At 60.1% G+C, this 22,855-nt stretch carries 19 protein-coding genes and 1 pseudogene; all 20 read left to right on the top strand.

Going from position 1 to position 22,855, the window contains the following annotated elements; genetic code table 11:
- The first annotated feature begins 220 nt into the window (after window positions 1-220).
- The 20 genes and pseudogenes from ACSQ3I_RS24815 (at window position 221) to ACSQ3I_RS24720 (ending at window position 22,845) form a co-directional block, all read left to right on the top strand.
- Window positions 221-634 carry a MarR family winged helix-turn-helix transcriptional regulator gene (locus tag ACSQ3I_RS24815; RefSeq protein ID WP_062425062.1) on the top strand — a complete coding sequence of 138 codons (414 nt, stop codon included), beginning with the start codon at window positions 221-223 and terminating at the stop codon, window positions 632-634.
- A gap of 76 nt (window positions 635-710) precedes the next feature.
- Window positions 711-1,979: a beta-ketoacyl-ACP synthase II gene (gene fabF / locus ACSQ3I_RS24810; protein ID WP_062425032.1), complete on the top strand. Its 1,269-nt coding sequence runs from the start codon at window positions 711-713 to the stop codon at window positions 1,977-1,979.
- A 154-nt stretch (window positions 1,980-2,133) separates the two neighbouring features.
- Window positions 2,134-2,826: pseudogene (locus ACSQ3I_RS24805) on the top strand (DMT family transporter); the annotation flags it as partial.
- A 303-nt stretch (window positions 2,827-3,129) separates the two neighbouring features.
- Entirely contained in the window at window positions 3,130-4,116 is a 987-nt protein-coding gene (trbB, locus tag ACSQ3I_RS24800) for a P-type conjugative transfer ATPase TrbB (RefSeq protein ID WP_062425033.1), read from the top strand.
- Window positions 4,116-4,448, top strand: a complete 333-nt coding sequence (locus ACSQ3I_RS24795; RefSeq protein ID WP_062425034.1) for a TrbC/VirB2 family protein — start codon at window positions 4,116-4,118, stop codon at window positions 4,446-4,448. Before trbB ends, ACSQ3I_RS24795 begins: the two co-directional genes overlap by 1 nt.
- Complete coding sequence (locus ACSQ3I_RS24790) at window positions 4,448-4,729, top strand: VirB3 family type IV secretion system protein (RefSeq protein ID WP_062425035.1); 282 nt, start codon at window positions 4,448-4,450, stop codon at window positions 4,727-4,729. Before ACSQ3I_RS24795 ends, ACSQ3I_RS24790 begins: the two co-directional genes overlap by 1 nt.
- Before the next feature lie 14 nt (window positions 4,730-4,743).
- Window positions 4,744-7,182: a conjugal transfer protein TrbE gene (gene trbE / locus ACSQ3I_RS24785; protein ID WP_062425036.1), complete on the top strand. Its 2,439-nt coding sequence runs from the start codon at window positions 4,744-4,746 to the stop codon at window positions 7,180-7,182.
- Window positions 7,179-7,940: a P-type conjugative transfer protein TrbJ gene (gene trbJ, locus ACSQ3I_RS24780; RefSeq protein WP_062425037.1), complete on the top strand. Its 762-nt coding sequence runs from the start codon at window positions 7,179-7,181 to the stop codon at window positions 7,938-7,940. Before trbE ends, trbJ begins: the two co-directional genes overlap by 4 nt.
- An 18-nt stretch (window positions 7,941-7,958) precedes the next feature.
- Window positions 7,959-8,264, top strand: a complete 306-nt coding sequence (gene trbK-alt, locus ACSQ3I_RS24775; protein WP_062425038.1) for a putative entry exclusion protein TrbK-alt — start codon at window positions 7,959-7,961, stop codon at window positions 8,262-8,264.
- A 2-nt stretch (window positions 8,265-8,266) separates the two neighbouring features.
- Entirely contained in the window at window positions 8,267-9,619 is a 1,353-nt protein-coding gene (gene trbL, locus ACSQ3I_RS24770; RefSeq protein WP_062425039.1) for a P-type conjugative transfer protein TrbL, read from the top strand.
- Window positions 9,619-10,308, top strand: a complete 690-nt coding sequence (trbF, locus tag ACSQ3I_RS24765; RefSeq protein WP_062425040.1) for a conjugal transfer protein TrbF — start codon at window positions 9,619-9,621, stop codon at window positions 10,306-10,308. The genes trbL and trbF overlap by 1 nt, the downstream gene beginning before the upstream one ends.
- A gap of 74 nt (window positions 10,309-10,382) precedes the next feature.
- Window positions 10,383-11,285, top strand: a complete 903-nt coding sequence (trbG, locus tag ACSQ3I_RS24760) for a P-type conjugative transfer protein TrbG (RefSeq protein ID WP_370359676.1) — start codon at window positions 10,383-10,385, stop codon at window positions 11,283-11,285.
- On the top strand, window positions 11,282-12,490 hold the full coding sequence (locus ACSQ3I_RS24755) for a TrbI/VirB10 family protein (protein ID WP_062425042.1): 1,209 nt from the start codon (window positions 11,282-11,284) through the stop codon (window positions 12,488-12,490). The genes trbG and ACSQ3I_RS24755 overlap by 4 nt, the downstream gene beginning before the upstream one ends.
- A gap of 1 nt (window position 12,491) precedes the next feature.
- Window positions 12,492-12,731: a DUF2274 domain-containing protein gene (locus ACSQ3I_RS24750; protein ID WP_062425063.1), complete on the top strand. Its 240-nt coding sequence runs from the start codon at window positions 12,492-12,494 to the stop codon at window positions 12,729-12,731.
- A 350-nt stretch (window positions 12,732-13,081) separates the two neighbouring features.
- Window positions 13,082-15,475, top strand: a complete 2,394-nt coding sequence (locus ACSQ3I_RS24745; protein ID WP_062425044.1) for a phosphoketolase family protein — start codon at window positions 13,082-13,084, stop codon at window positions 15,473-15,475.
- 208 nt (window positions 15,476-15,683) lie between these two features.
- The gene (locus ACSQ3I_RS24740; RefSeq protein WP_062425045.1) at window positions 15,684-17,090 is read left to right on the top strand and encodes a bifunctional enoyl-CoA hydratase/phosphate acetyltransferase; all 1,407 of its coding nucleotides are present in this window, start codon (window positions 15,684-15,686) and stop codon (window positions 17,088-17,090) included.
- Window positions 17,087-18,271, top strand: coding sequence for an acetate/propionate family kinase (locus tag ACSQ3I_RS24735; protein ID WP_062425046.1), 1,185 nt, complete (start codon window positions 17,087-17,089; stop codon window positions 18,269-18,271). Before ACSQ3I_RS24740 ends, ACSQ3I_RS24735 begins: the two co-directional genes overlap by 4 nt.
- 423 nt (window positions 18,272-18,694) lie before the next feature.
- The gene (locus tag ACSQ3I_RS24730) at window positions 18,695-19,036 is read left to right on the top strand and encodes a DMT family transporter (protein ID WP_062425048.1); all 342 of its coding nucleotides are present in this window, start codon (window positions 18,695-18,697) and stop codon (window positions 19,034-19,036) included.
- A gap of 118 nt (window positions 19,037-19,154) precedes the next feature.
- On the top strand, window positions 19,155-19,661 hold the full coding sequence (locus ACSQ3I_RS24725) for a TetR/AcrR family transcriptional regulator (protein ID WP_436003393.1): 507 nt from the start codon (window positions 19,155-19,157) through the stop codon (window positions 19,659-19,661).
- 7 nt (window positions 19,662-19,668) lie between these two features.
- Window positions 19,669-22,845, top strand: a complete 3,177-nt coding sequence (locus tag ACSQ3I_RS24720; RefSeq protein WP_062425050.1) for a bifunctional cytochrome P450/NADPH--P450 reductase — start codon at window positions 19,669-19,671, stop codon at window positions 22,843-22,845.
- Window positions 22,846-22,855 lie beyond the last annotated feature (10 nt).

Below are 22,855 nucleotides of genomic sequence, written 5' to 3'. Positions count from 1 at the left end.
TGTTTAGGTGCGCCACGAATGGTACCCCATTTTTGCCCCCCATAGCGCCGCTGGTCCCATCAAACCATTGGTGTTGCTCGGTTTCTATAGGAACTATTGTCTAAAAATACCTTGTTTTTGGCTGATTTTAGATAGAGTAGCGGATGCCTACATGCGAACATCGAGACGCCATCATCGACACCGATTGACTTAGCCAGCGCGGGTTATGGTAACGTTCGGCATGACTTTACCTAACGACCTCTCGAAGTGCCTCGTTCTGAACACCATCGCAGCCGCCCGCACGTTGCTGCGGCGGTATGATGCGAAGCTGAAACCGTTCGGCGTCACGGCTCAGCAATTCTGGCTACTCGCAGCGATCCGCTTCTATCCGGGCGAGCCGGTCGCGACGCTGGCGCAGCGGGTGTTTTTGGATCGCACGAGCCTGACACGGAACCTCGATCTTCTTGAACGCAAGGGGCTTGTGCGGCGTGTCTCGGGTGCGGTCGGCAACGCTCGCCTTTGTGAACTGACAGAGTCGGGAGACACGGTGCTGGATCGCCTTCTGCCGGAATGGCAGCAAGCCCAGTCCGAACTCATGGAAGGTCTCTCGGATCAGGATGCCGAGACCTACCTTCGAGTCGCCAAACACCTATAGGCGGCGCGAGAACCTACGGGATTGCCTAAACCCACTCATGTGCTATATGGTGTGTATATACACATGAGGGCGTTCGATGCATGAACCTATTGTCATAACCGGGCTTGGCGCGGTGTCTCCCCTCGGGGCCGGCGTCGCCACGAACTGGAAAAGGCTTATCGCGGGACAATCCGGCGTCAGGACGAACACGCGCTTTGAGACGGATGGATGGAAATGCCGGATCGCGGGCCTTGTGCCCAGCCAGGCGGAAGACGCCGAAGGCTTTGACCCGGAAACGGTAATGGACCCACGGGATTTGCGCCGAACCGATCTGTTCATTCACTATGCGATGGCTGCCGCACGAGAAGCATTGGATCAGGCGGGCTGGCATCCAGAAAGCGCCGAGGACAGGATACGCACAGCCACGGTCATCGGAACCGGGGTGGGCGGTGTTCCGGCGATCACGGGTGCGGCCGAGACCATCCGCACCGAAGGGGTGCGCCGCCTTTCTCCGTTCGTGGTGCCGTCGTTTCTGCCGAACCTCGCAACCGGGCAAATCGCCATCCGTTTTGGCTTTCACGGACCTGCTGGTGCGCCGGTTACGGCCTGCGCCGCATCCGCGCAGGCGATTGGCGATGCCCTCCGGCTGATCCGCACCGGCGAGGCCGACATCGCTTTGTGTGGCGGCACGGAGGCGTGCGTCGATCCTGTTGCTATTGGCGGGTTCACCGCTGCAAAGGCGCTCTCCTTCAACTTCAACGACGAACCTCATCGGGCTTCACGACCCTTCGATGCCGACCACGATGGCTTTGTGCTCTCTGAAGGAGCCGCCATGCTGGTTATCGAACGCTTTAGCCACGCGGCGCGGCGCGGCGCGCGTCCGCTGGCAATCTTGTCAGGATACGGCACCACAACCGACGCCCATCATGTCACGGCCGGATGGCCCGATGGGCGTGAGGCGGCAAGGGCGATGGAAATCGCACTCGCGATGGCTGGAATCGATAGCGATGCCATCGGCTATGTCAACGCTCATGCAACCTCCACGCCGGTTGGCGATGCTGCTGAACTGGCCGCGTTGGAAAAGGTCTTTGGAGCAGGCAAGAGGAACACGCCCGTTGGATCGACCAAATCAGCGACCGGGCACATGCTCGGGGCCGCAGGCGCGATAGAGGCGGTCTATTCGGTTCTCGCAATTCAGAACCAGATACTTCCGGCAAGCCTCAATATCGACAAACCAATGCCGGACGCGGAAGGATTTGATCTGCTTTCCTATGGCGCACGCCCGGCCAAGGTCGATCATGTTCTGTCCAACGCTTTCGGGTTCGGCGGCGTCAACGCGGCGCTGGTGTTCAGCCGTTACGGGTGAGGCTCCATATCGGGCTAGGCACAACCCCATGCGGCGCAGACGAAACAGCAGAGAGTCGGAAGCCACACCCGCGCCTTTGCTTTTACGTGGCCGCATCAGCATCCCCATGACCGCATTGGTTCAGACACTTGCGGTTGCCGAGTATCTCAGCTTTTCCGCTCACTCCATCGTCTTCATCGGCTTGTTGCCGCTGGCGACGGCGATTTTCGGGGTTCTGCGAGGCGGCGAGCGTCCACGCCCTGCCTTCTGGCTTTTCTCCTGTCTCGGCAGCGCCCTCGTCGCAGGATTCGCCTTGTCGCAAGGAATTACCGGCTCTCCCACTGACAACCTGCTCATGCTGGCCGCGATCATCGTATGCGGCCTTGGCTATGCTGAAGGTGCTAAGCTGTCGCGTCAGCTTGGCGGCTGGCAGGTGATTTCCTGGGCGCCCGTCCTGTCCTTGCCGATTATGCTGATCCTGACGGTATTCACCATGCCGCCATCGCTTGCGAGCATCAGCGGTGCGGCCTGGGCCTCACTCGCCTATGTATCGCTGTTCAGCATGTTGATTGGCTTCGTGTTCTGGTATCGCGGACTGGCGCAGGGTGGCATAGCTGCCGTGGGACAACTACAATTGCTCCAACCCTTTTTCGGCCTCGCCCTAGCCGCAAGCCTGCTGCAGGAAAAGGAAAGCGTTATCCTGCCCGTCTTGATACCGTCGAGAAACCGGCTCTTGAACAGCATGGCGTTCCCTATATTGGTCGCGATAATCCCGAAACTGACATTTCAAGCCACCTTCCGGCTGATGAACCGCCGCTTTCCTTGCCAACCTCAAGAACACCATTACCGGCCTGAGATGCTTCGGTGATCGCATCAGCCGATTTCGGCATGGTATACTCGCTATTGACGGCAAACTTCCGGCTGTCGCCTTAATGCTGTGCATTGCCAGAAGTTATGTACGACATGAATAAGGATCCTCCATCGTTGCATGATTCGCGCAATACCCGGACGTTATTGCTACCTCGGCAAAAGGAGCATCCCGCCTTTCTCCTGTATTTGCACGCTACACTACTACGACACCAAACACTTGTTGAATCAGCCTAATTTCTGGCTCTTTTAATCGTCCCCGATCCAGGGCTTGCCGAACGGTCCCTGAACGCAAGGGGACGACATGGCGGAAAATCACCGGAAATCTGAGGCGATCACGCGGGGCGCGCGCATGCTGCGCACCGCCCTCGGCCCCGCCATCGCCCGGTTTCTGGAAGACCCGTCGATCGTCGAGGTGATGCTCAATCCTGACGGCCGGCTCTGGATCGACCGGCTTTCCGAAGGCCTCGCCGATACCGGTGAGCGCCTGTCACCTGCGGATGGCGAACGGATCGTCCGTCTGGTGGCGCACCATGTCGGCGCCGAAGTGCATTCCGGCGCTCCTCGTGTCTCAGCCGAACTCCCCGAAACGGGAGAGCGGTTCGAAGGCCTTCTACCCCCTGTTGTCGCTGCCCCGAGCTTTGCGATCCGCAAACCCGCCGTCGCCGTTTTCACCCTCGACGATTATGTCGCCGCCGGGATCATGGATGCCGACCAGGCCGAGATGCTGCGGCAGGCCGTCGCCTCTCGCGCCAATATTCTTGTCGCGGGCGGCACCTCGACTGGCAAAACCACCCTCACAAATGCGCTGCTCGCCGAAGTCGCCAAGACTTCGGACCGGGTCGTCATCATCGAGGACACCCGTGAGCTGCAATGCGCCGCGCCGAACCTTGTGGCCATGCGGACGAAGGATGGCGTGGCATCGCTCTCCGATCTCGTCCGGTCATCCCTACGTCTGCGGCCCGATCGTATTCCGATCGGCGAAGTGCGCGGCCCTGAAGCTCTTGATCTCCTGAAGGCCTGGGGAACCGGCCACCCCGGCGGGATCGGCACCATCCATGCCAGCACCGGCATCGGCGCGCTGCGGCGCCTCGAGCAACTAATTCAGGAAGCCGTCATCACGGTGCCCCGCGCACTGATCGCAGAGACCATCGATCTTGTCGCCGTGCTGTCGGGCCGCGGATCCCTGCGCCGCCTTTCCGAGCTCGCCCGCGTCCATGGCCTCGGCACCGACGGCGATTACCGCGTCAGCCCCGCAGCCCATTCCTCAAGTCCAACAGGAGAATTATAATGATCCGCCGCTCATTGCGTATCCGCCGCCACATCGCGACGGCCGCCGCTGTTACCTACGCGACCTTGCTCTTGGCGCCTGCAGCCCATGCCTCCGGCTCATCCATGCCGTGGGAAGCACCGCTGCAATCCATCCTTCAATCCATCGAAGGCCCGGTCGCCAAGATCATCGCAGTGATCATCATCATTGTCACCGGCCTGACGCTCGCCTTTGGCGACAGTTCTGGGGGCGCCCGGAAGCTGATCCAGATCGTCTTCGGTCTCTCTATAGCATTTGCTGCCAGCTCATTCTTCCTGAGCTTCTTCAGCTTTGGCGGCGGAGTACTCGTCTGATGGCTGGCTCATTTGAAAACCTGGCCGATGTGCCGGGCTTCGTCGTGCCGGTCCACCGGGCGCTGACCGAGCACATTCTGCTCGGCGGCGCTCCGCGCTCAATCGCGATCGTCAACGGAACGCTTGCCGCCGCTCTCGGCCTCGGCCTGCGACTTTGGTTGGTCGGCATCGCGCTCGGGCTGCTCGGGCACCTCGCTGCCGTTTGGGCAGCTAAACGCGATCCGATGTTCGTCGATGTGGTGCGCCGCCATCTGCGCATCCCCGGTCACCTCGGCGTTTGAGGAGTCCTACCATCATGATGAACCTCGCAGAATATCGCCGCACCTCGACCCGCCTCGCCGACTTTCTGCCATGGGCAGCATTGGCCCACGACGGTGTGGTGCTGAACAAGGACGGCTCCTTCCAGAGAACCGCGCGATTTCGTGGACCGGATCTCGACAGCGCCGTTCCCGCCGAACTGGTGGCCGTAGCAAGTCGCCTCAACAACGCCTTCCGCCGCCTTGGTTCAGGCTGGGCAATCTTCGTTGAGGCGCAGCGACACACCGCAGCGATCTATCCATCGAGCCGCTTTCCGGATGCCGCATCGGCCCTGATCGATGCAGAACGCAAAGCAGGCTTCGAAGAAGATGGCACACATTTCGAGTCCAGCTACTTCCTGACCTTCCTATACCTGCCGCCGGCTGAAGATGCGGCGCGTGCCGAAAGCTGGCTCTATGAGGGTCGAGAGCAAACCGGCGTCGATGCGGGCGAAATTCTGCGCGGCTTCATCGACCGCACTGACCGCGTGATCCAACTCGTCGACGGCTTCATGCCGGAATGCGAGTGGCTCGGTGATGCCGAGACCTTGACATATCTGCACGGCTGCATCTCGACCAAACGTCACCGCGTTCGCGTGCCAGAAACGCCGATGTATCTGGACGCACTCCTGGCCGATCAGCCTCTGACTGGCGGATTGGAACCGCGTTTGGGCGCTTCCCATCTGCGCGTCCTCACCATTGTCGGTTTTCCGACTGCGACAACGCCCGGAATTCTAGACGAACTCAACCGGCTTGCCTTTCCCTATCGCTGGTCGACGCGGGCGGTAATGCTAGACAAGACCGACGCCACCAAGTTGCTGGTCAAGATCCGACGGCAATGGTTCGCCAAGCGCAAGTCGATCGCATCGATCCTCAAGGAGATCATGACCAACGAGGCATCGGCTCTCGTTGACACCGATGCGTCGAACAAGGCCGCTGATGCCGATCTGGCGCTTCAAGAGCTCGGCGCGGATTTTGCCGGACAAGCGTACGTCACCGCGACCGTGACAGTCTGGGACGACGACCCCAGGATCGCCGCCGAAAAACTCCGACTCGTCGAAAAGGTCATCCAGGGTCGCGACTTCACGGCGATGGCAGAAGGAATCAACGCTGTGGACGCTTGGCTCGGCTCCTTGCCCGGGCATGTCTATGCCAATGTCCGCCAGCCTCCGATTTCCACGCTCAATCTCGCCCATATGATCCCGCTCTCAGCGGTGTGGGCGGGGCCGGAACGGGACGAGCATTTTGCAGCGCCCCCACTGCTCTTCGGCAAGACCGAAGGCTCGACCCCGTTCCGGCTTTCCCTTCACGTCGGCGACGTCGGCCACACCCTGATTGTCGGCCCAACGGGCGCGGGCAAGTCCGTCCTACTCGCCCTGATGGCCCTGCAGTTCCGCCGGTATCTGGGCGCTCAGGTTTTCGCCTTCGATTTCGGCGGCTCGATCCGTGCGGCGGCGCTCGCGATGGGCGGGGACTGGCACGATCTTGGCGGCGGTCTGAGCGGGGACGCTGACGACAGCGTTTCCCTTCAACCGCTCGCCGGCATTCACGATGTCCCTGAGCGCGCCTGGGCAGCCGACTGGATCGTCACGATCCTTACCCGCGAAGGCGTGACCATCACGCCGGAGGTGAAGGAATACATCTGGACGGCGCTGACCTCGCTGGCCTCCGCCCCGGTGAACGAGCGCACCATCACCGGCCTCGCCGTCCTGCTGCAATCCAACGATCTGAAGCAGGCGCTGCGGCCCTATTGTGTCGGCGGTCCCTATGGCCGGTTGCTCGACGCCGAGGCCGAGCATCTCGGCGCGGCAACCGTGCAGGCCTTCGAGACCGAGGGGCTGATCGGTACGGGGGCTGCGCCCGCCGTTCTCTCCTATCTCTTTCATCGCATCGAGGATCGACTCGACGGTTCGCCGACCATGCTGATCATCGACGAAGGCTGGCTGGCGCTCGACGATGACGGCTTTGCGGGCCAGCTTCGCGAGTGGCTGAAGACCCTGCGCAAAAAGAATGCATCCGTCGTCTTCGCCACCCAATCGCTCTCGGACATCGACGGCTCGGCCATCGCCCCCGCCATTATCGAAAGCTGCCAGACCCGACTGCTGTTGCCGAATGAGCGGGCGATCGAGCCACAGATCACGGCGATCTACAGACGCTTTGGTCTGAACGACCGGCAGATCGAGATCCTCGCGCGCGCCACGCCCAAGCGGGATTATTACTGCCAGTCCCGCCGCGGCAATCGGCTGTTCGAGCTCGGCCTGTCCGACGTGGCACTGGCGCTCTGCGCCGCCTCCTCCAAAACCGACCAGGCCGAGATCCAGCGCTTGGTCGCTGAACACGGCCGCGAGGGCTTCCTTGCCGCCTGGCTGCGCCATCGTGATGTGGCCTGGGCCATCGACCTCGTCCCCACCCTAACCCTACAGGAGAATTTACGATGATTATCCGTCGCTCGCGCTCGGTCCTTGTCGCGGCCACCCTTCTCGCAGCGCCCCTGATGATATCGCTTGTTGTGATCAGGCCTGCGCATGCATGGCGTATCGTCTACGATCCGACCAACTACAGCCAGAATGTGCTGACGGCGGCGCGCACGCTCCAACAGATCAATCAGCAGATCACCCAGCTTCAGAACGAAGCACAGATGCTGATCAACCAAGCCCGCAATCTGGCGAGCCTTCCCTATACCTCGCTCAAGCAACTCCAGCAGTCCGTCCAGAAAACGCAGCAGCTTCTCAGCCAGGCGCAGAACATCGCCTTCGACGTTCAGAAGATCGATCAGGCCTTTCAAACCCAATATGGCAATGCGTCGATGTCGGCGTCTGATCAGGCGCTTGTCGCCGGCGCCCGCGAACGCTGGCAGAACACGGTCGGCGGTCTTCAGGACGCCATGCGCGTGCAGGCCGGTGTGGTCAGCAACATCGACACCAACCGCGCCGAGATGTCGGCGCTAGTCGGCCAGAGCCAGGGGGCCACCGGCGCGCTTCAGGCAACGCAAGCCGGAAACCAACTCCTTGCGCTTCAGGCCCAGCAACTTTCCGATCTGACCGCGTTGCTGGCCGCAAACGGCCGTGCCGACGCTCTCACCACTGCCGAACAAGCCGCGGCCGCCGAACAAGGCCGCGAGCAGCGGCGCCGCTTCCTGACGCCCGGCTCCGGCTACCAGCCGGGCAATGCGCAGATGTTCAACAACGGCAACTGAGCCCGGAAGGGAAATACAATGGACGGCAAGATGCTGGCCCGCCTGGGCGCCATCATATTCGTCGCGATCGCTATCACGGCGACCGCTATCGAGATGACCCGAGAGGAGGAGGTGCCCGGAGAGCCGTCTACCCGGCATGTTCAGCCGTCCAGTATCGATTCGCTGCGCGCCAGGCAGCGACGATGCCAGCTTCTGGGTGAAGCCGCGACCCGCGATACGGAATGCCTGGGCGTCTGGGCCGAGAGCCGCGACCGCTTCCTCGGCATCCCTTCACCACTAGCTCCCGTACTGCCGACCGCGCCACATCAGAACGAAGGACAATAACAATGGGCGGCACCGGCGTCATCGACCGATTCCTCCAGGTCTTCACCAGCTACATCGACAGCGGCTTTGGCCTGCTCGGCGGCGAAGTCGCCTTCATCGCCACCACACTGATCGTCATCGACGTTACGCTGGCCGCACTATTCTGGTCCTGGGGCGCTGACGACGACATAATCGCACGCCTCGTCAAAAAAACTCTGTTCGTTGGCGCGTTCGCCTACATTATCAGCAACTGGAACAATCTGGCGAAGATTGTGTTCGACAGTTTCGTCGGACTTGGCCTCAAAGGCTCAGGCACCAGCTTTACGACCGCCGAATTGTTGCGCCCCGGTAAAGTCGCCCAGACCGGCCTCGATGCGGGTCGACCGCTTCTCGAATCCATCTCCGGCCTGATGGGCTACTGGTCCTTCTTCGAGAACTTCATCCAGATCGCCTGCCTGTTGTTCGCCTGGGCCCTCGTCCTGCTCGCTTTCTTCATTCTCGCCGTCCAGCTCTTCGTCACGCTGATCGAGTTCAAGCTGACGACATTGGCCGGCTTCGTGCTCATTCCCTTCGGCCTGTTCGGCAAATCCGCCTTCATGGCCGAGAAGGTGCTGGGCAATGTAGTTTCCTCGGGCATCAAGGTGCTGGTGCTCGCCGTCATCATCGGCATCGGATCGACACTCTTCGGCCAGTTTACCGCCGGCTTCGGGGGAGCGGCGCCGAGCATCGACGACGCCATGGCGATCGTGCTGGCGGCGCTGTCCCTTCTCGGTCTCGGCATCTTCGGCCCAGGGATTGCCAATGGCCTCGTGTCAGGCGGCCCCCAGCTTGGCGCTGGGGCTGCCGTCGGCACCGGGCTTGCGGTTGGCGGTGCGATGATGGCTGGCGCTGGTGCTGCAGGCCTCGCGGCCAGAGGTGGCGCTGCTGCCCTGTCTGGCGGGGCTGCCGCCGTTCGTGGCGCCGCCGCGGCTGCTGGCGGCGCATCCACCGCCTACAGTCTTGCTTCCGCTGGCCAGTTCGGTGGCGGCAGTGTGTCCTCCGGTCTCGGTGGCGTTGCGAAAGCTGCTGGCAGCGCCACCGTCTCGCCCCTCAAGCGCGCTGCGTCCACAGCCAGCGAGAGCGTCAAAACCAGCTTCTCCGAGGGAGCCAAATCAGCCTTCGAGACCACTGGCGGCTCCTCCTCGATGGGCACCATCGGCGGGGAATCCGCTCAGGTTGCATCTCCCGCCGCATCCGGCGGCGAGCCCGCCTGGGCAAAGCGCATGAAGCGCTCGCAGTCGATGTCACACGGCGTCTCGGCCGCCGCTCATGCGGTGCGCTCCGGCGACGCCCATGGCGGTGGCTCTTCCATCAATCTTTCTGAAAGTGACCGCTGATGAACATCTTCAAACGCCCCGCTACCCACTATGGTAAATCGCCCGAACCCGAAACGCCCTACCAGAAAGCCTCTCAGGTATGGGATGACCGTATCGGCTCCGCGCGCATTCAGGCGAAGAACTGGCGCTACATGGCCTTCGGCTCGCTGATGCTATCGGCCGGTCTCGCTTCAGCTTTAGTCTGGCAGTCGGCACGCGGCACTGTCGTTCCATGGGTCGTACAAGTTGACAATCTCGGTCAATCGCAGGCCGTCGCCCCTGCTGCCAGCGATTACCGTCCAACCGATCCGCAGGTGGCCTGGCATCTGGGACGGTTCATCGAGCAGGTACGCTCGATCCCTGCAGACGCGATCATCGTTCGCCAAAACTGGCTGCGCGCCTATGAGTTTACGACCGATCGCGGCGCAACTGCGCTCAACGACTACGCCCGCGCCAATGATCCCTTCACGAAGGTCGGCCGGAACCAAGTCACCGTCGAGGTATCGAGCGTCATCCGGGCATCGCCCGACAGCTTCCGCGTGGCCTGGACAGAACGCCACTACGAGAACGGCCAACTCTCCAGCACGCAGCGTTGGACCGCGATCCTCACGATTGTCGTGCAGCCTCCGCGTAACGCCGAACGGCTGAAGTCCAACCCACTAGGCATCTATGTCAATGCGATCTCCTGGTCGCGGGAGATGAGCCAATGAGCGTTATCGTCAGCGCATCGGACCGACCCGCAAGAAAAAAAGCTGCCCCTTTCGCTGTTCTCTTCGCCGCAACCATGCTCGCTGGCTGCGCAACAATGCAGAAGCCGCCGGAAATAAGCTACGATTCCGATGTTCCGCCGCTGCCAGCCGTTCAGGCCGTCGTGACAGAACAGGCGCCCCGGCCCTTGCATGTGCCCCCTGGCTGGACTGCGAGCCGGGGCGGGACTGCGGCAGGAACGCCCAGCGGACGTATCGAGAGCGCCAACGTCGCAGCCCGCGTGGAGCCGAGGCGCGAGGGATACTACAATGCCATCCAGATCTACCCCTGGAGCGAAGGGGCGCTTTATCAGGTCTACGCCGCGGTCGGCCAGATCACCACGATCGCACTTGAACCCGGTGAAAACCTGACTGGCGCAGGTCCGATCGCAGCCGGTGACACCGCACGCTGGATCATCGGCGATACTGAAAGCGGCGCTGGCCTGACCCGGCGTGTGCAAGTGCTGGTTAAACCGACGCGTCCCCACATCTCCACTAACCTCATCATCACCACCGATCGCCGGACATACATGATCGAGCTTCGTGCCCGCGAAACCCTCTACATGCCGGCGGTCGCATGGGCCTATCCCGCACAGCCGGGATCGAGGCAGTCCGTACCCACCACACCCATCATTCCGGCCGCCACTGCCCGGAACTACCGCTATGGCCTCACTGGGGGCAATCCACCCTGGAAGCCCGTGTCTGTTTATGACGACGGTCGCCGTGTCTATGTCGAATTCCCCCGTGGCATCGTCCAGGGCGAGATGCCTCCTCTCTTCGTCATTGGTCCTGAAGGCGAAGCGCAAATCGTCAACAGTCGCATCCACCAACATATCCTGATCGTGGATCGCATGTTCGGCGCCGCCGAGTTGCGTCTTGGCAGCGGCGATCGCCAGCAAGTCGTCAGGATCGTTCGCACCGACGGAAGGCCCGCATCATGAGCGAAATCGATAACAGCCGAAACGAGCTAACCGAACCCGACGACGATTCCGCCGTCTCGCTGACCGGTGCGACAGGTGATGCCGCGCCGGCAATGCGCCTGCGCGCCGAGGCCCCACGGGTCACCCGGCTGTCGCGTAAGGTTCTGGCCGGACTTGGCGTTATCTCCGCGCTCGGCGTTGGTGGTGCGCTGATTTACGCGCTTCAGACCCGCGGAGCAGGTCCTGGCGGCGAGGAACTCTATTCCATCGACAACCGCAGCACCGCAGATGGCTTAGCGGGCCTGCCACGTGACTACACCGGCCCGGTTCTCGGCCCACCCCTTCCCGGCGATCTTGGCGGTCCGATACTCGACGCCCGGAACCGGGGGCAGCCCGTCATTCCACCGACAATGGCTGGCGCTCCAGGAATAGATCAAGAGGAGCAGCGCCGCCTCGCGGAAGAGGAAGCCGCCCGCACCAGCCGGATGTTCTTCCAGACCGAAGCCCGACCCGGCGTTGTGCCAGGCAGCACCACTTCGGGGTTCGCAGGCATGGCTCCCGGAGGTCAGGGCAGCCCACAAACGGGACAGGATCGCCAGTTGGCATTCATCAATGCCCCAGTCGATCGGCGCACCGTGTCGGCGGATCGCGTCGCGGCCCCGGCATCGCCCTATATCCTTCAGGCTGGAGCGGTAATCTCTGCCGCGCTCATCACCGGTATTCGCTCCGACCTTCCCGGCCAAATCACCGCGCAGGTCACGGAAAACATCTATGACAGCCCGACCGGCCGCATCCTGCTCTTGCCGCAGGGTAGCCGCATCATCGGTGAATATGACAATGGCGTCGGGTTTGGGCAACGCCGCGTGCTGCTGGTTTGGAACCGGCTGATCATGCCCAATGGCCGGTCGATCGTTCTGGAACGCCAGCCGGGCGCGGACAGTCAGGGCTACGCTGGTCTGGAAGATGGCGTGGACTATCACTGGTGGGATCTCGCCAAGGCGGCCGGTCTCTCAACCCTATTGTCCATTGGCGCCGAGCTCGCCGTTGACGACCAGGACCGGCTGCTCCGAGCGATCCGAGATGGAGGCCAAGACACCATCAACGATGCTGGTCAGCAGATAGTGCGCCGCCAGCTCAACGTCCAGCCAACCCTTACCATCCGCCCGGGCTTCCCGGTGCGTATAGTTGTCACCCGCGACCTCGTGCTGGAACCATATGGAGGCTGACATGACCAAACTCAAACTTGGCCCACTCACTGAAGAGAAGCCTGTACGGATCACAATAGATCTTCCGGGTCGACTGCATCGGGACTTGATCGAATACGCGGAAGCATTGGGTCGCGAGAGCGGTCGAGCCTCAACGGATCCGAAGAAGCTGATTGTACCCATGCTGGAACGGTTCATTGCGTCAGACAGAGGCTTCTCAGCAGCGCGCCGGGGATCAAAACAACCGGGTAAGCCGGTTTAGAACAACTAGCTGACCCAAATAGTGACAGTAGAAATTCAAAGACCCCTCTCTTTCTCCATTTTTTCTCGAATGCCGCGAATTTCGATCAATCAGTCAGAGTACGCGATCCGCAGGGGCCACACGCTTTACAAAACCATCCAGATGGTATCTTATCGTGCCAAAGTTGGATATTGGGAGCGCTGGGAGACGACGCTGCGTATTCAGTTTGCCCAAGCCAAATTCAGGGCAAGCAGAAAAGGCAGCAAGGTCGGCGTGGCAAGGTTGATCGAGGAACTGTCTCTCAGGTCTTCGCGGAAATGAATAACGCAAGTTGCAAACGCGATTGACGGTTGTTTTGAGAGGGATGAGAGATGGAGCTACTTGAACGAGTTGCAGTATCAAACACGCCGCCATTGGACATACGGCTTCTAGACCGCTATTGGCGCGCCGCGAACTATATTTCGATTGGGCAGATCTATCTTCTCGACAACCCCCTGCTGCGAGAGCCGCTCAAATCCGGGCACATCAAACCGCGACTCCTGGGCCACTGGGGTACGACCCCCGGCCTCAATTTCATCTATACGCATCTCAACCGGGTGATCAAAAACCGCGACCTCGACATGATTTATATCTGCGGGCCGGGCCATGGCGGACCGGGCATGGTCGCAAACACCTGGATGGAAGGGACTTATAGCGAGGTCTATCCGGACGTTCCAGAAAACGCGGACGGCATGCGCAAGCTGTTCCGGCAGTTCTCTTTTCCCGGCGGCGTACCGAGCCATGTGGCCCCCGAAACCCCCGGCTCAATCCATGAGGGCGGCGAACTGGGTTATGCACTGGTGCATGCCTTTGGTGCAGCCTTCGACAACCCGGACCTGATCGTTGCCTGCGTCGTCGGCGACGGTGAAGCCGAAACCGGACCACTGGCCGCAAGCTGGCAGTCGAACAAGTTCCTGAACCCGGCACGCGACGGCGCGGTTCTGCCGATCCTGCACTTGAACGGCTACAAGATCGCCAACCCCACGGTCCTTTCACGCATTCCGCACGATGACCTGAGGAAGCTGTTCGAGGGTCACGGTTATGCGCCGATCTTCGTCGAGGGTCACGAGCCGGAGGCGATGCACCGGCTGATGGCGGATGCGATGGATCTGGCAACGGACATGATCCGCGCGATCCAGGAAAAGGCTCGCTCGGGAGCTGCTTCCACGCAGGCACCGCGCTGGCCGATGATCATCCTGCGCAGCCCGAAAGGATGGACCGGACCGAAAGAGGTCGACGGCAAGAAGGTCGAGGATTTCTGGCGCGCACACCAGGTTCCGGTTGCCAACTGCCGTGAAAACGACAGCCACCGCAAGGTTCTCGAAGACTGGATGCGAAGCTATAATCCGGAAGACCTGTTCAACGCAGACGGAAGCCTGAAGGCGGAGTTGAAAGCTCTTGCACCGACCGGCAATCGCCGTATGGGCGCAAACCCGCATACCAATGGCGGCATCCTTCGCAAGGAACTGAAATGCCCGCCGATTTCCGACTATGCCGTCGATGTGACCTTGCCGGGCGAAAAGATCGTCCAAACAACGGAAGTGCTCGGCAAATACCTGCGCGATGTGCTGAAGCTCAACGACCAGGAGAAGAATTTTCGTATATTCGGACCCGACGAAACGGATTCTAACCGGCTGGGTGCGGTATTCGAAGTTACCGACCGCGTCTGGATGGAAAAGATCGAACCTTATGATGTGCATCTCTCGCCCGATGGGCGGGTGATGGAAGTGCTCTCCGAACACCTTTGCCAAGGGTGGCTGGAAGGCTATTTGCTCACAGGCAGGCACGGATTCTTCTCCTGCTACGAAGCCTTCATCCACATCATCGACAGCATGTTCAACCAGCACGCCAAATGGCTGAAGGTGACGCGCGATCTCGAGTGGAGAAAGCCGATAAGCTCGCTTAACTACCTGCTGACCTCACATGTATGGCGACAGGACCATAACGGCTTCTCCCACCAGGATCCGGGGTTCGTAGATCTGGTTGCCAACAAGAAGGCTGACGTGGTGCGAATCTACCTTCCGCCGGATGCCAACACGCTTCTATGGGTGGCCGACCATTGCCTTAACACCTGGGACCGTATCAACGTGATCGTGGCTGGTAAGCAGCCGGAACCGCAATGGCTTTCGATCGAAGATGCGGCCAGACATTGCGAGGCCGGTATCGGGGCATGGGACTGGGCCAGCAATGAGGATGACGCGATTGCGCCGGATGTGGTGATGGCCTGCGCGGGCGACGTGCCGACGATGGAAACGCTGGCGGCCGTGATGATACTGCGCGAGGCGATCCCGGAACTGAAGATCCGTGTGGTCAACGTTGTCGACTTGATGACGCTTCAGTCAAAAGAGCACCATCCGCATGGGATTTCTGACGATACATTTGACAGGCTCTTCACCACCGAGCGGCCTGTCATCTTCGCCTATCACGGTTATCCTTACCTCATCCACCGGCTGACCTATAAGCGCAACAACCACCGCAACATGCATGTTCGCGGCTTCGTTGAGGAAGGCACGACCACAACGCCTTTCGACATGACGGTGCTGAACCAGCTCGACCGCTATCATTTGGCGCTCGAAGCTATCGAGCGGGTGCCGGGGCTGAAGGAAAAGGTTCCGCATGTAATCGACATGCTGATCGGCAAACTTGCGCTGCACAATGCCCATGTTCGTGAATACGGCGAAGACATGCCAGAAATCCGCGACTGGAAATGGTCTGCGTCCCGCTGATCCGAAAACGCGCCCGCATTGCGTGGATGTCGCGATAGTCGTGGTGCATTCCAGAGAGCTGGCCCTAGTTCGGGCGCAGCAGGCTCATGTCCAGCTTTGCGACCTGACAGTAGGCCAGACCGTCAACCTCGGAAGGACGCTCGCAGCGACGTAGCGTCGAAGCTCGAAAAGGTAACGGTTTCTCTATCTTTTCGACACAGGAAACGAGATGAACAAGAGTTTTCTAAAAAACCGCACGTTCGACGAAATCCAGATCGGTGAGACCGCAACGTTAACAAGGGTCGCGGGTCAGGATGACACCGACCTTCTCACCGTGATGGTGGGAAGCGGCAACTCAACTGCGGCCGGCTCAGTGGAGGAAGCTGCAAAGCTCTTCGACAATGTCGTCACAAACGGCATATGGACCGGTGCCCTCGTCTCTGCCGCGATTGGGTCCAAGCTACCGGGACCCGGAACCGTCTATTTGGGACAAGACTTCCGCTTCCTCAGGCATGTCAAAACCGGAGACAGCATTACAGCCGTTGTCCGGGTTACAAGGAAGTTACCAGAGCAGCGAGCAGTCATTCTCGACACCACCTGCACTAGCCAAGACGGGGAAGTCGTTTTGACGGGAACGGCGACTGTGCTGGCGCCCTACAAAACGATGGAGTGCATTGCTGATCGGCCAATTCCTGTACCGATACGAACAGAAAACTCCTTCAAGGCAATCATAAAAGAGGCGCGAAATCTCCCCAGGATCCGGGCAGCTATCGTCCATCCCTGTTCGCCGGAATCTCTGCTGGCTGCCATAGAAGTTCGTGATCAAGGTCTGTTCGATCCGGTGCTGGTCGGGCCGGAAGATAAGATCCGCACCGCCGCCAAGGCCGCGCGGGTATCGCTAGACGACATTGAGATAGTAGCCGTACCGCACAGTCACGCAGCAGCCGCTCGAGCCGTAGACATGGCGGTATCCGGAAAAATCTCCGTGCTGGTCAAGGGTAGCCTCCACACCGACGAACTGCTTGCCGCAGTTGTCGCTCCAGAATCCGGCCTGAAAACCGAACGGCGCATCAGTCACGTTTTTGCTCTCGACGTGCCGGCCTATGATAGGCCGTTGATCGTCACCGATGCAGCGATCAATATTCAGCCTACGCTCGAACAAAAGCGCGACATCTGCCAGAATGCGATCGATCTTTTGCATACGCTTGGCGTGAAAATACCTCATGTCGCCGTTTTGGCCGCCGTAGAAACCGTCAATCCTAAAATGCCGACAACGCTCGATGCCGCAGCACTCACAGTGATGGCAGCGCGCGGGCAGATCACTGGCGCGAAGGTAGACGGGCCGCTCGCTTTCGACAACGCCATCAGTATCGATGCGGCGCGAACTAAGGGCATCATCTCATCGGTCGCGGGCACAGCGGACATCTTGCTGGTACCGGATCTGGAGGCAGGCAACATGCTTGCCAAACAACTCATCTATTTTGCTGGCGCGACCGCAGCCGGCGTAGTCCTTGGCGCACGTGTTCCAATCGTACTCACCAGCCGAGCCGATCCACTTTCTGCCCGCATTGCATCCGCTGCGCTCGCCAGACTTATGGTTGCCCGCAGTCAACCGGCGGCAGGACGATTCGCATGAATGATAAGCTGCTGCTCACATTCAACGCCGGCTCCTCTACGATCAAGATCGGTCTGTTTACCGTGGAAGATGGGTCTCTACGTCAAACCGGTAGGGGGAAAATAGATTTTCGTGAGACGCCGCTGCGTCTGGAATTGTCAGATGGTCCGGATCGGTTGGATATCATTCTCGAAGCCGAGCAGGACGAAGAACTGGACACAGTCATCAGCGAGACCTTCAGCCGCCTGGCCCGGCATTATGATCTTTCCAACGTGGTCGCGATTGGTCACCGCGTCGTACATGGCGGTGACATCTTTGACGGACCGGTCTTTGTCGATGATAAGACGATCATCCAAATGCAGGCACTTGTGCCACTTGCACCGCTGCATCAGTCTCAGGCCATGCATCTGATCCACGCCATCAGGCGCCTCCGGCCGAACATTCCCCAGACAGCTTCTTTCGACACCGCCTTCCACCGTACCAACGCCGACATCGTTCGACGTTTTGCGCTTCCGCGAGCGCTGCACGACAAGGGGATCAAACGCTATGGCTTCCATGGCCTTTCGTACAAGTTTATCGCTGGCGCCCTAACGCGGGAATGGCCCATGGAGGCGGCAGGTAAAGTCGTGGTCGCTCATATGGGTTCTGGTGTCAGCCTCTGCGCCCTCGATAGCTGCGTCAGCCGCGATACCAGCATGGGTTTTTCGACGCTTGACGGCGTACCTATGGCGACACGCTGCGGAACGCTCGACGCTGGCGTTGTGCTGCATCTTGCTCGAAACGGCGAGAGCGTTGGGCAACTTGAGACCTTGTTGTATCACAAATCCGGTCTCCTTGGTGTTTCCGGGATCAGCGGTGATACACGGGTTTTGCTTGACAGCGAGAAAGAGGAAGCGCGGGAGGCGCTCGAACTGTTCACCCTTCGCATCGCCGGCGAAATCGCCCGGCTCGCTAATACTCTCGGCGGCCTTGACACTCTGGTGTTCACCGGTGGCATCGGCGAGAACCAACCTGCCGTCAGGGCCGAGATCTGCACGCGGTTGATGTGGCTTGGAATCGACCTCGATCCTAAGGCAAATGAAGGATCCCAATCCGTCATCACAAGCCAGGCAAGTCGGATCACCGTTCTGGTAATCCCTACTGATGAGGAGCGAGTGATAGCCGACGAATCCTTGCACGTGCTGAGAAGCACTCCTTCCTGAGCGCCGTCGTTTGCTTTCCGGGAGACGCGGGTGTGATTGGTGTCGTCGAATTATAATTGCGTTGAAAGCGGTTGCGCGGCCGCGGCCAACACGGCCTCACCGCTTGGATGAAGCAATTTCAGCTAGCTCCCTTCGCTGAGAGAGCGCCATTTTCTGGTTATTCCTGAGCCGGATAAGTGAGGCCAAAACAATCCTCCCACAACCGACTTTGAGCGCCAGCGAATACAACACGAACCTGCGGGCAATATAGTTACTATCTTCAAGCTGCCTGCGTTCTGTCGACATAAGCCCTCACCAGCCGAAGGGGCGAAACCATTCTTTACAGGCAACCATCCAGATGGTATGTTTGTGTAATTGGGTGGCGTTCTCGCTTCCCTGGCATCATGTGCCTTATCTGGCAGATCGAAGGATGGAAGCCTGAACATGTCTCTATTTACAACTTACATTGCCCTTGGCATCGCGATCGCGTTGGAAGTCGTCGGTACTTCGGCCTTGCAGGCATCACAGCAGTTTACCCGCACTGTCCCGACAATCGTCATGGCCGTGAGTTATCTCAGCGCCTTTTACTTTCTGTCCCTGGCGCTGCGCACCATTCCCGTTGGAATCGCTTATGCGATCTGGAGCGGATTGGGGATCGTGCTCATCTCGATCGTCGGCCTTGTCGTCTTCAAGCAGAAGCTTGATCTCCCGGCTGTGCTGGGGCTGGCGATGATCGTGGGTGGTGTCGTCGTGGTGAATGTGTTCTCCAAGGCTGTGACCCACTGACAATGCCAGGGCCAGCCCCAAATCCGTCAGAACGGCAGCTCGCCCCCTCAAAGGATACCATTCGAAAATGACGACAGGATATCACCGCAAGAAGCAGCCCGAACTTGTGCGACAGCAATTGCTCGACGTCACGGCGCAAGTATTGGCCGACAAGGGTACGGCGCATCTGACGCTCGATCTGCTTGCTCGCGAGGCAGGCGTTACCAAAGGCGGGCTGTTGCATCATTTCCCCAACAAGAATGCTCTGCTGGAGGCTTTGTGCGACGAACTTTTGCGGCAGATGAATGACCATATCGCCGAGGTCATGGCGAATGATCCTGAACCGACGGGGCGGTTTTCCCGCGCTTACCTGGATGTTTTTTCGCGCAAGGCTTCCGAAGCGGGCGGCACCAACACGCTCTACGCCGCGCTTTTTGCCGAGGCCAACATGCGCGATCGGTGGCGTGACTGGCTCGAACAGCGCTATCGTCAGCATGAAGATACCGACTCTGCGCTCCTGGCCGTGATCGTCCGTCTTGCCGCGGACGGACTATGGTTCGTCGAGTTGATAGACGGCCCAAAACAATTGCAGGACCGTCGCCAGGAACTCCTCGCTGAACTGAACGCAATGACGCGTCGCAAGTGAGGTAGCCGTGACCTCTTCTGCCAGCATTCCTCAGCCACCAACCAGACCCATTGTCGGCAATCTGTTTGACATGGATGTCAATGCTCCTGTGCAGAGCATGATGAAGCTGGCCGAGACCTATGGTCCGTTTTTCCGGCTACGCGTTTTCGATCAGGTATTTCATCTCGTCAGTTCACAGGAACTCGTTGATGAGTTGAGCGACGAGAGCCGCTTCACCAAGCGCGTCGATGTTTCCCTTGAGCAATTGCGCCCCATCGCTCGCGATGGCTTGTTCACCGCCTATACCGAAGAGCCGAATTGGGGAAAGGCGCACCGCATCCTCATGCCGGCTCTCGGCCCGATCGGGGTGCGCTCGATGTTCGGCGAAATGCAGGACATCGCCAATCAGATGTTTCTCCGCTGGGAGCGTTTCGGACCCGAGGTCGGCATCGACGTCGCCGACAACATGACGCGTCTGACCCTCGACACGATTGCGCTGTGCGGATTCAACTATCGTTTCAACAGTTTCTATCAGAACGAATTGCATCCTTTCGTGGGCGCAATGACGGGCGCTCTGACCGAGGCTGGCCAAAGAGCCATGCGTCCCGAATTCCTGACCGCTCTGATGTTCAGCAAGTCGCGGCAATTTCGCAAGGACGCCGAGACACTGCATTCCGTCGCCCAGAAAATCGTGGCCGACCGTAAGGCCGACCCCGATGCGGCTGAACGGAACGACCTTCTCAGCCGCATGCTGAACATGGCGGATCCCGAGACCGGCGATAGGCTCTCGGAGGAGAACATCGCCTATCAGATGGTGACCCTCCTCGTCGCCGGTCATGAAACGACCAGCGGGCTCCTGTCCTTCGCGACCTATCTTCTGCTGCGTAACCCCGAAGGGCTTCAGAAGGCTCGCGCTATCGTCGATGACGTTCTGGGCGACGAGATGCCCCGCATCGAGCATCTTGCCCAGCTCCGCTATATCGAACAGTTGCTGATGGAAAGTCTGCGGCTTTGGCCGACAGCCGCCGCCTATTCCGTCAAGCCTTTGAAGGACACCACCCTTGGGGGGCGCTATCCGGTGACGACAGACGACACGGTGATGGTCCTCGGGCCGTCGCTACACCGGGATCCAAAGGCATGGGACGAACCTGAAGCGTTCCGCCCGGAACGCTTCGCTCCGGAAAACGCCGACAAGCTGTTGGCCAATGCCTGGAAGCCATTCGGCAATGGCCAACGTGCCTGCATCGGCCGATCGTTTGCGATGCAGGAAGCACAGCTCGTCCTGTCGATGATGCTGCAGAGGTTCGATTTTAGTTTCGAAGACCCTTCCTACAAACTCAAGATCCATGAAAGCCTGACGCTCAAGCCGGAAAATCTCAGGATCAAGGCGCGCATTCGACGTCCTGCCGACCAACTCGTGCGCGCGACGATCGTCGCGACGAGCTCTGGCGCCACAACGTCGGAATGCTCACCTGCAATTGCCGACGATGAAAGCCTGACGCAGCTCAAGGTTCTCTATGGCAGCAATGCGGGCTCAGCCGAGGCTTTGGCGAACAGGATTGCCGCTGAAGCGCGCGCGCATGGATTCGCGCCGACCCTGGCCCCCATGGATCGTTTCGCCGATGACATTCCTCGCAATGGAGCAGTGATTGTCGTCACAGCTTCATATGAAGGTCAGCCGCCGGACAATGCGCGTCAGTTCGTACCCGCAATCGAAAGCTGCCCCACAGACAGCCTGCGGGACTTGCGTTTTGCCGTGTTCGGTTGCGGCAACAAGCAATGGGCCCGCACTTGGCAGGCCATTCCGAAGCGTGTCGATGCCGCGCTGGAAAAAGCAGGGGCACAGCGTGTGTGGGAACGGGGTGAAGGCGATTCCGGCGGGGATTTCTTCGGAAGCTTCGATGAATGGTCCGCCGGAATGTGGTCTGCGCTTGCGGTAGCGTTCGGCAAGGAAGCAATTGCACTCGAGACCGCTTCGCCTCTTGAGCTGGAGTTTATAAAGGGCAGGCGTGAGGCACTGCTTCGACTTGTGGACCTGCGGCAAGGGATTGTTGTCGAAAACCGGGAATTGGTGAGCTTGCATTCACCGGATGCGCGGTCGAAGCGCCATATTGAGCTCAAGCTGCCGGTGGGAGTGACGTACCGGGCGGGCGATTATCTGGCTGTTCTCCCACGCAATTCCGATGACCTTGTCGACAGGGCGCTGCGGCGGTTCGGTCTTGCATCCGATGTGATGGTGACAATCAGCAGCCAAGCCGCGTCACGAGGGCTGCCTGCTGGACACCCGATCAGTTGCGGCGATCTCCTGTCCAACTATGTCGAACTGTCAACGCCTGCAACAAAAGCGCAGGTCCGCACGCTTGCGATATCGACCAAATGCCCACCGGAGCAGGCCGAGCTTCAGTTGCTGGCGGCGGTGCGCTACGACGAGGAGGTTCTCCCACGGCGATTGAGTGTGCTGGATCTGCTGGACCGTTTCGCCTCGTGCGCGCTTGGCTTTGCGGAATGGTTGCAGATGCTGCCACCCATGACGATACGGCAATATTCGATTTCGTCATCGCCGCTCTGGAACCCTCAGCACGTCACACTTACCATCTCAGTCGTGGACGCGCCGGCACTGTCCGGTATGGGTCGTCATCGGGGCGTGGCCTCCAGCTACATGGCGTCTCGCGCGCCAGGCGACCGGGTTTCCATCGCCGTGCGTCCGTCAAACTCCCGTTTCCATCCCCCCACAGACACATCTAAGCCCATCGTGTTGATCTGCGCGGGATCCGGGATAGCGCCGTTTCGGGGCTTTCTTCAGGAGCGGTCGATACAGAAGTCCAATGGAAGGAAGGTTGGCCCCGCGCTCCTGTTCTTCGGCGTCGATCACCCGGATGTGGATTTTCTCTATCGCGACGAACTGGCCGCCTGGGAACGCGATGGCGTCGTCACCGTACTGCCTGCCTTCTCGGCTCGGCCTGAGGGCGACGTATCGTTCGTCCAGCATCGGGTGTGGTCCGAGCGTGCCCGCATCGCAAAACTGTTTCAGGAAGGGGCGACCGTCTTCGTCTGCGGAGACGGCAAGCAAATGGCTCCTGCCGTACGCGATACGCTCATCAAGACCTATCGCGAAGCCTCGGGGGCGAGCGAGGACGAGGCGCACGTCTGGGCCGACGTGATCGAGCGGGAACAGGGGCGATACGTCTCCGACGTCTTTTCCTGAGAGCTCGCGC

It is taken from the genome of Rhizobium sp. LjRoot30 (assembly GCF_964253915.1).
GTDB lineage: Bacteria > Pseudomonadota > Alphaproteobacteria > Rhizobiales > Rhizobiaceae > Metarhizobium.
Note: the sequence above shows the minus strand (reverse complement) of the source record. Positions and strands in the feature narration are given on the sequence as shown.

Excerpts from the sequence above, each read along its gene's own strand:
- ACSQ3I_RS24815 (WP_062425062.1), top strand. The coding sequence starts at position 221 with ATGACTTTACCTAACGACCTCTCGAAGTGCCTCGTTCTGAACACCATC.
- fabF (WP_062425032.1), top strand. The coding sequence starts at position 711 with ATGCATGAACCTATTGTCATAACCGGGCTTGGCGCGGTGTCTCCCCTC.
- trbB (WP_062425033.1), top strand. The coding sequence starts at position 3,130 with ATGGCGGAAAATCACCGGAAATCTGAGGCGATCACGCGGGGCGCGCGC.
- ACSQ3I_RS24795 (WP_062425034.1), top strand. The coding sequence starts at position 4,116 with ATGATCCGCCGCTCATTGCGTATCCGCCGCCACATCGCGACGGCCGCC.
- ACSQ3I_RS24790 (WP_062425035.1), top strand. The coding sequence starts at position 4,448 with ATGGCTGGCTCATTTGAAAACCTGGCCGATGTGCCGGGCTTCGTCGTG.
- trbE (WP_062425036.1), top strand. The coding sequence starts at position 4,744 with ATGATGAACCTCGCAGAATATCGCCGCACCTCGACCCGCCTCGCCGAC.
- trbJ (WP_062425037.1), top strand. The coding sequence starts at position 7,179 with ATGATTATCCGTCGCTCGCGCTCGGTCCTTGTCGCGGCCACCCTTCTC.
- trbK-alt (WP_062425038.1), top strand. The coding sequence starts at position 7,959 with ATGGACGGCAAGATGCTGGCCCGCCTGGGCGCCATCATATTCGTCGCG.
- trbL (WP_062425039.1), top strand. The coding sequence starts at position 8,267 with ATGGGCGGCACCGGCGTCATCGACCGATTCCTCCAGGTCTTCACCAGC.
- trbF (WP_062425040.1), top strand. The coding sequence starts at position 9,619 with ATGAACATCTTCAAACGCCCCGCTACCCACTATGGTAAATCGCCCGAA.
- trbG (WP_370359676.1), top strand. The coding sequence starts at position 10,383 with ATGCTCGCTGGCTGCGCAACAATGCAGAAGCCGCCGGAAATAAGCTAC.
- ACSQ3I_RS24755 (WP_062425042.1), top strand. The coding sequence starts at position 11,282 with ATGAGCGAAATCGATAACAGCCGAAACGAGCTAACCGAACCCGACGAC.
- ACSQ3I_RS24750 (WP_062425063.1), top strand. The coding sequence starts at position 12,492 with ATGACCAAACTCAAACTTGGCCCACTCACTGAAGAGAAGCCTGTACGG.
- ACSQ3I_RS24745 (WP_062425044.1), top strand. The coding sequence starts at position 13,082 with ATGGAGCTACTTGAACGAGTTGCAGTATCAAACACGCCGCCATTGGAC.
- ACSQ3I_RS24740 (WP_062425045.1), top strand. The coding sequence starts at position 15,684 with ATGAACAAGAGTTTTCTAAAAAACCGCACGTTCGACGAAATCCAGATC.
- ACSQ3I_RS24735 (WP_062425046.1), top strand. The coding sequence starts at position 17,087 with ATGAATGATAAGCTGCTGCTCACATTCAACGCCGGCTCCTCTACGATC.
- ACSQ3I_RS24730 (WP_062425048.1), top strand. The coding sequence starts at position 18,695 with ATGTCTCTATTTACAACTTACATTGCCCTTGGCATCGCGATCGCGTTG.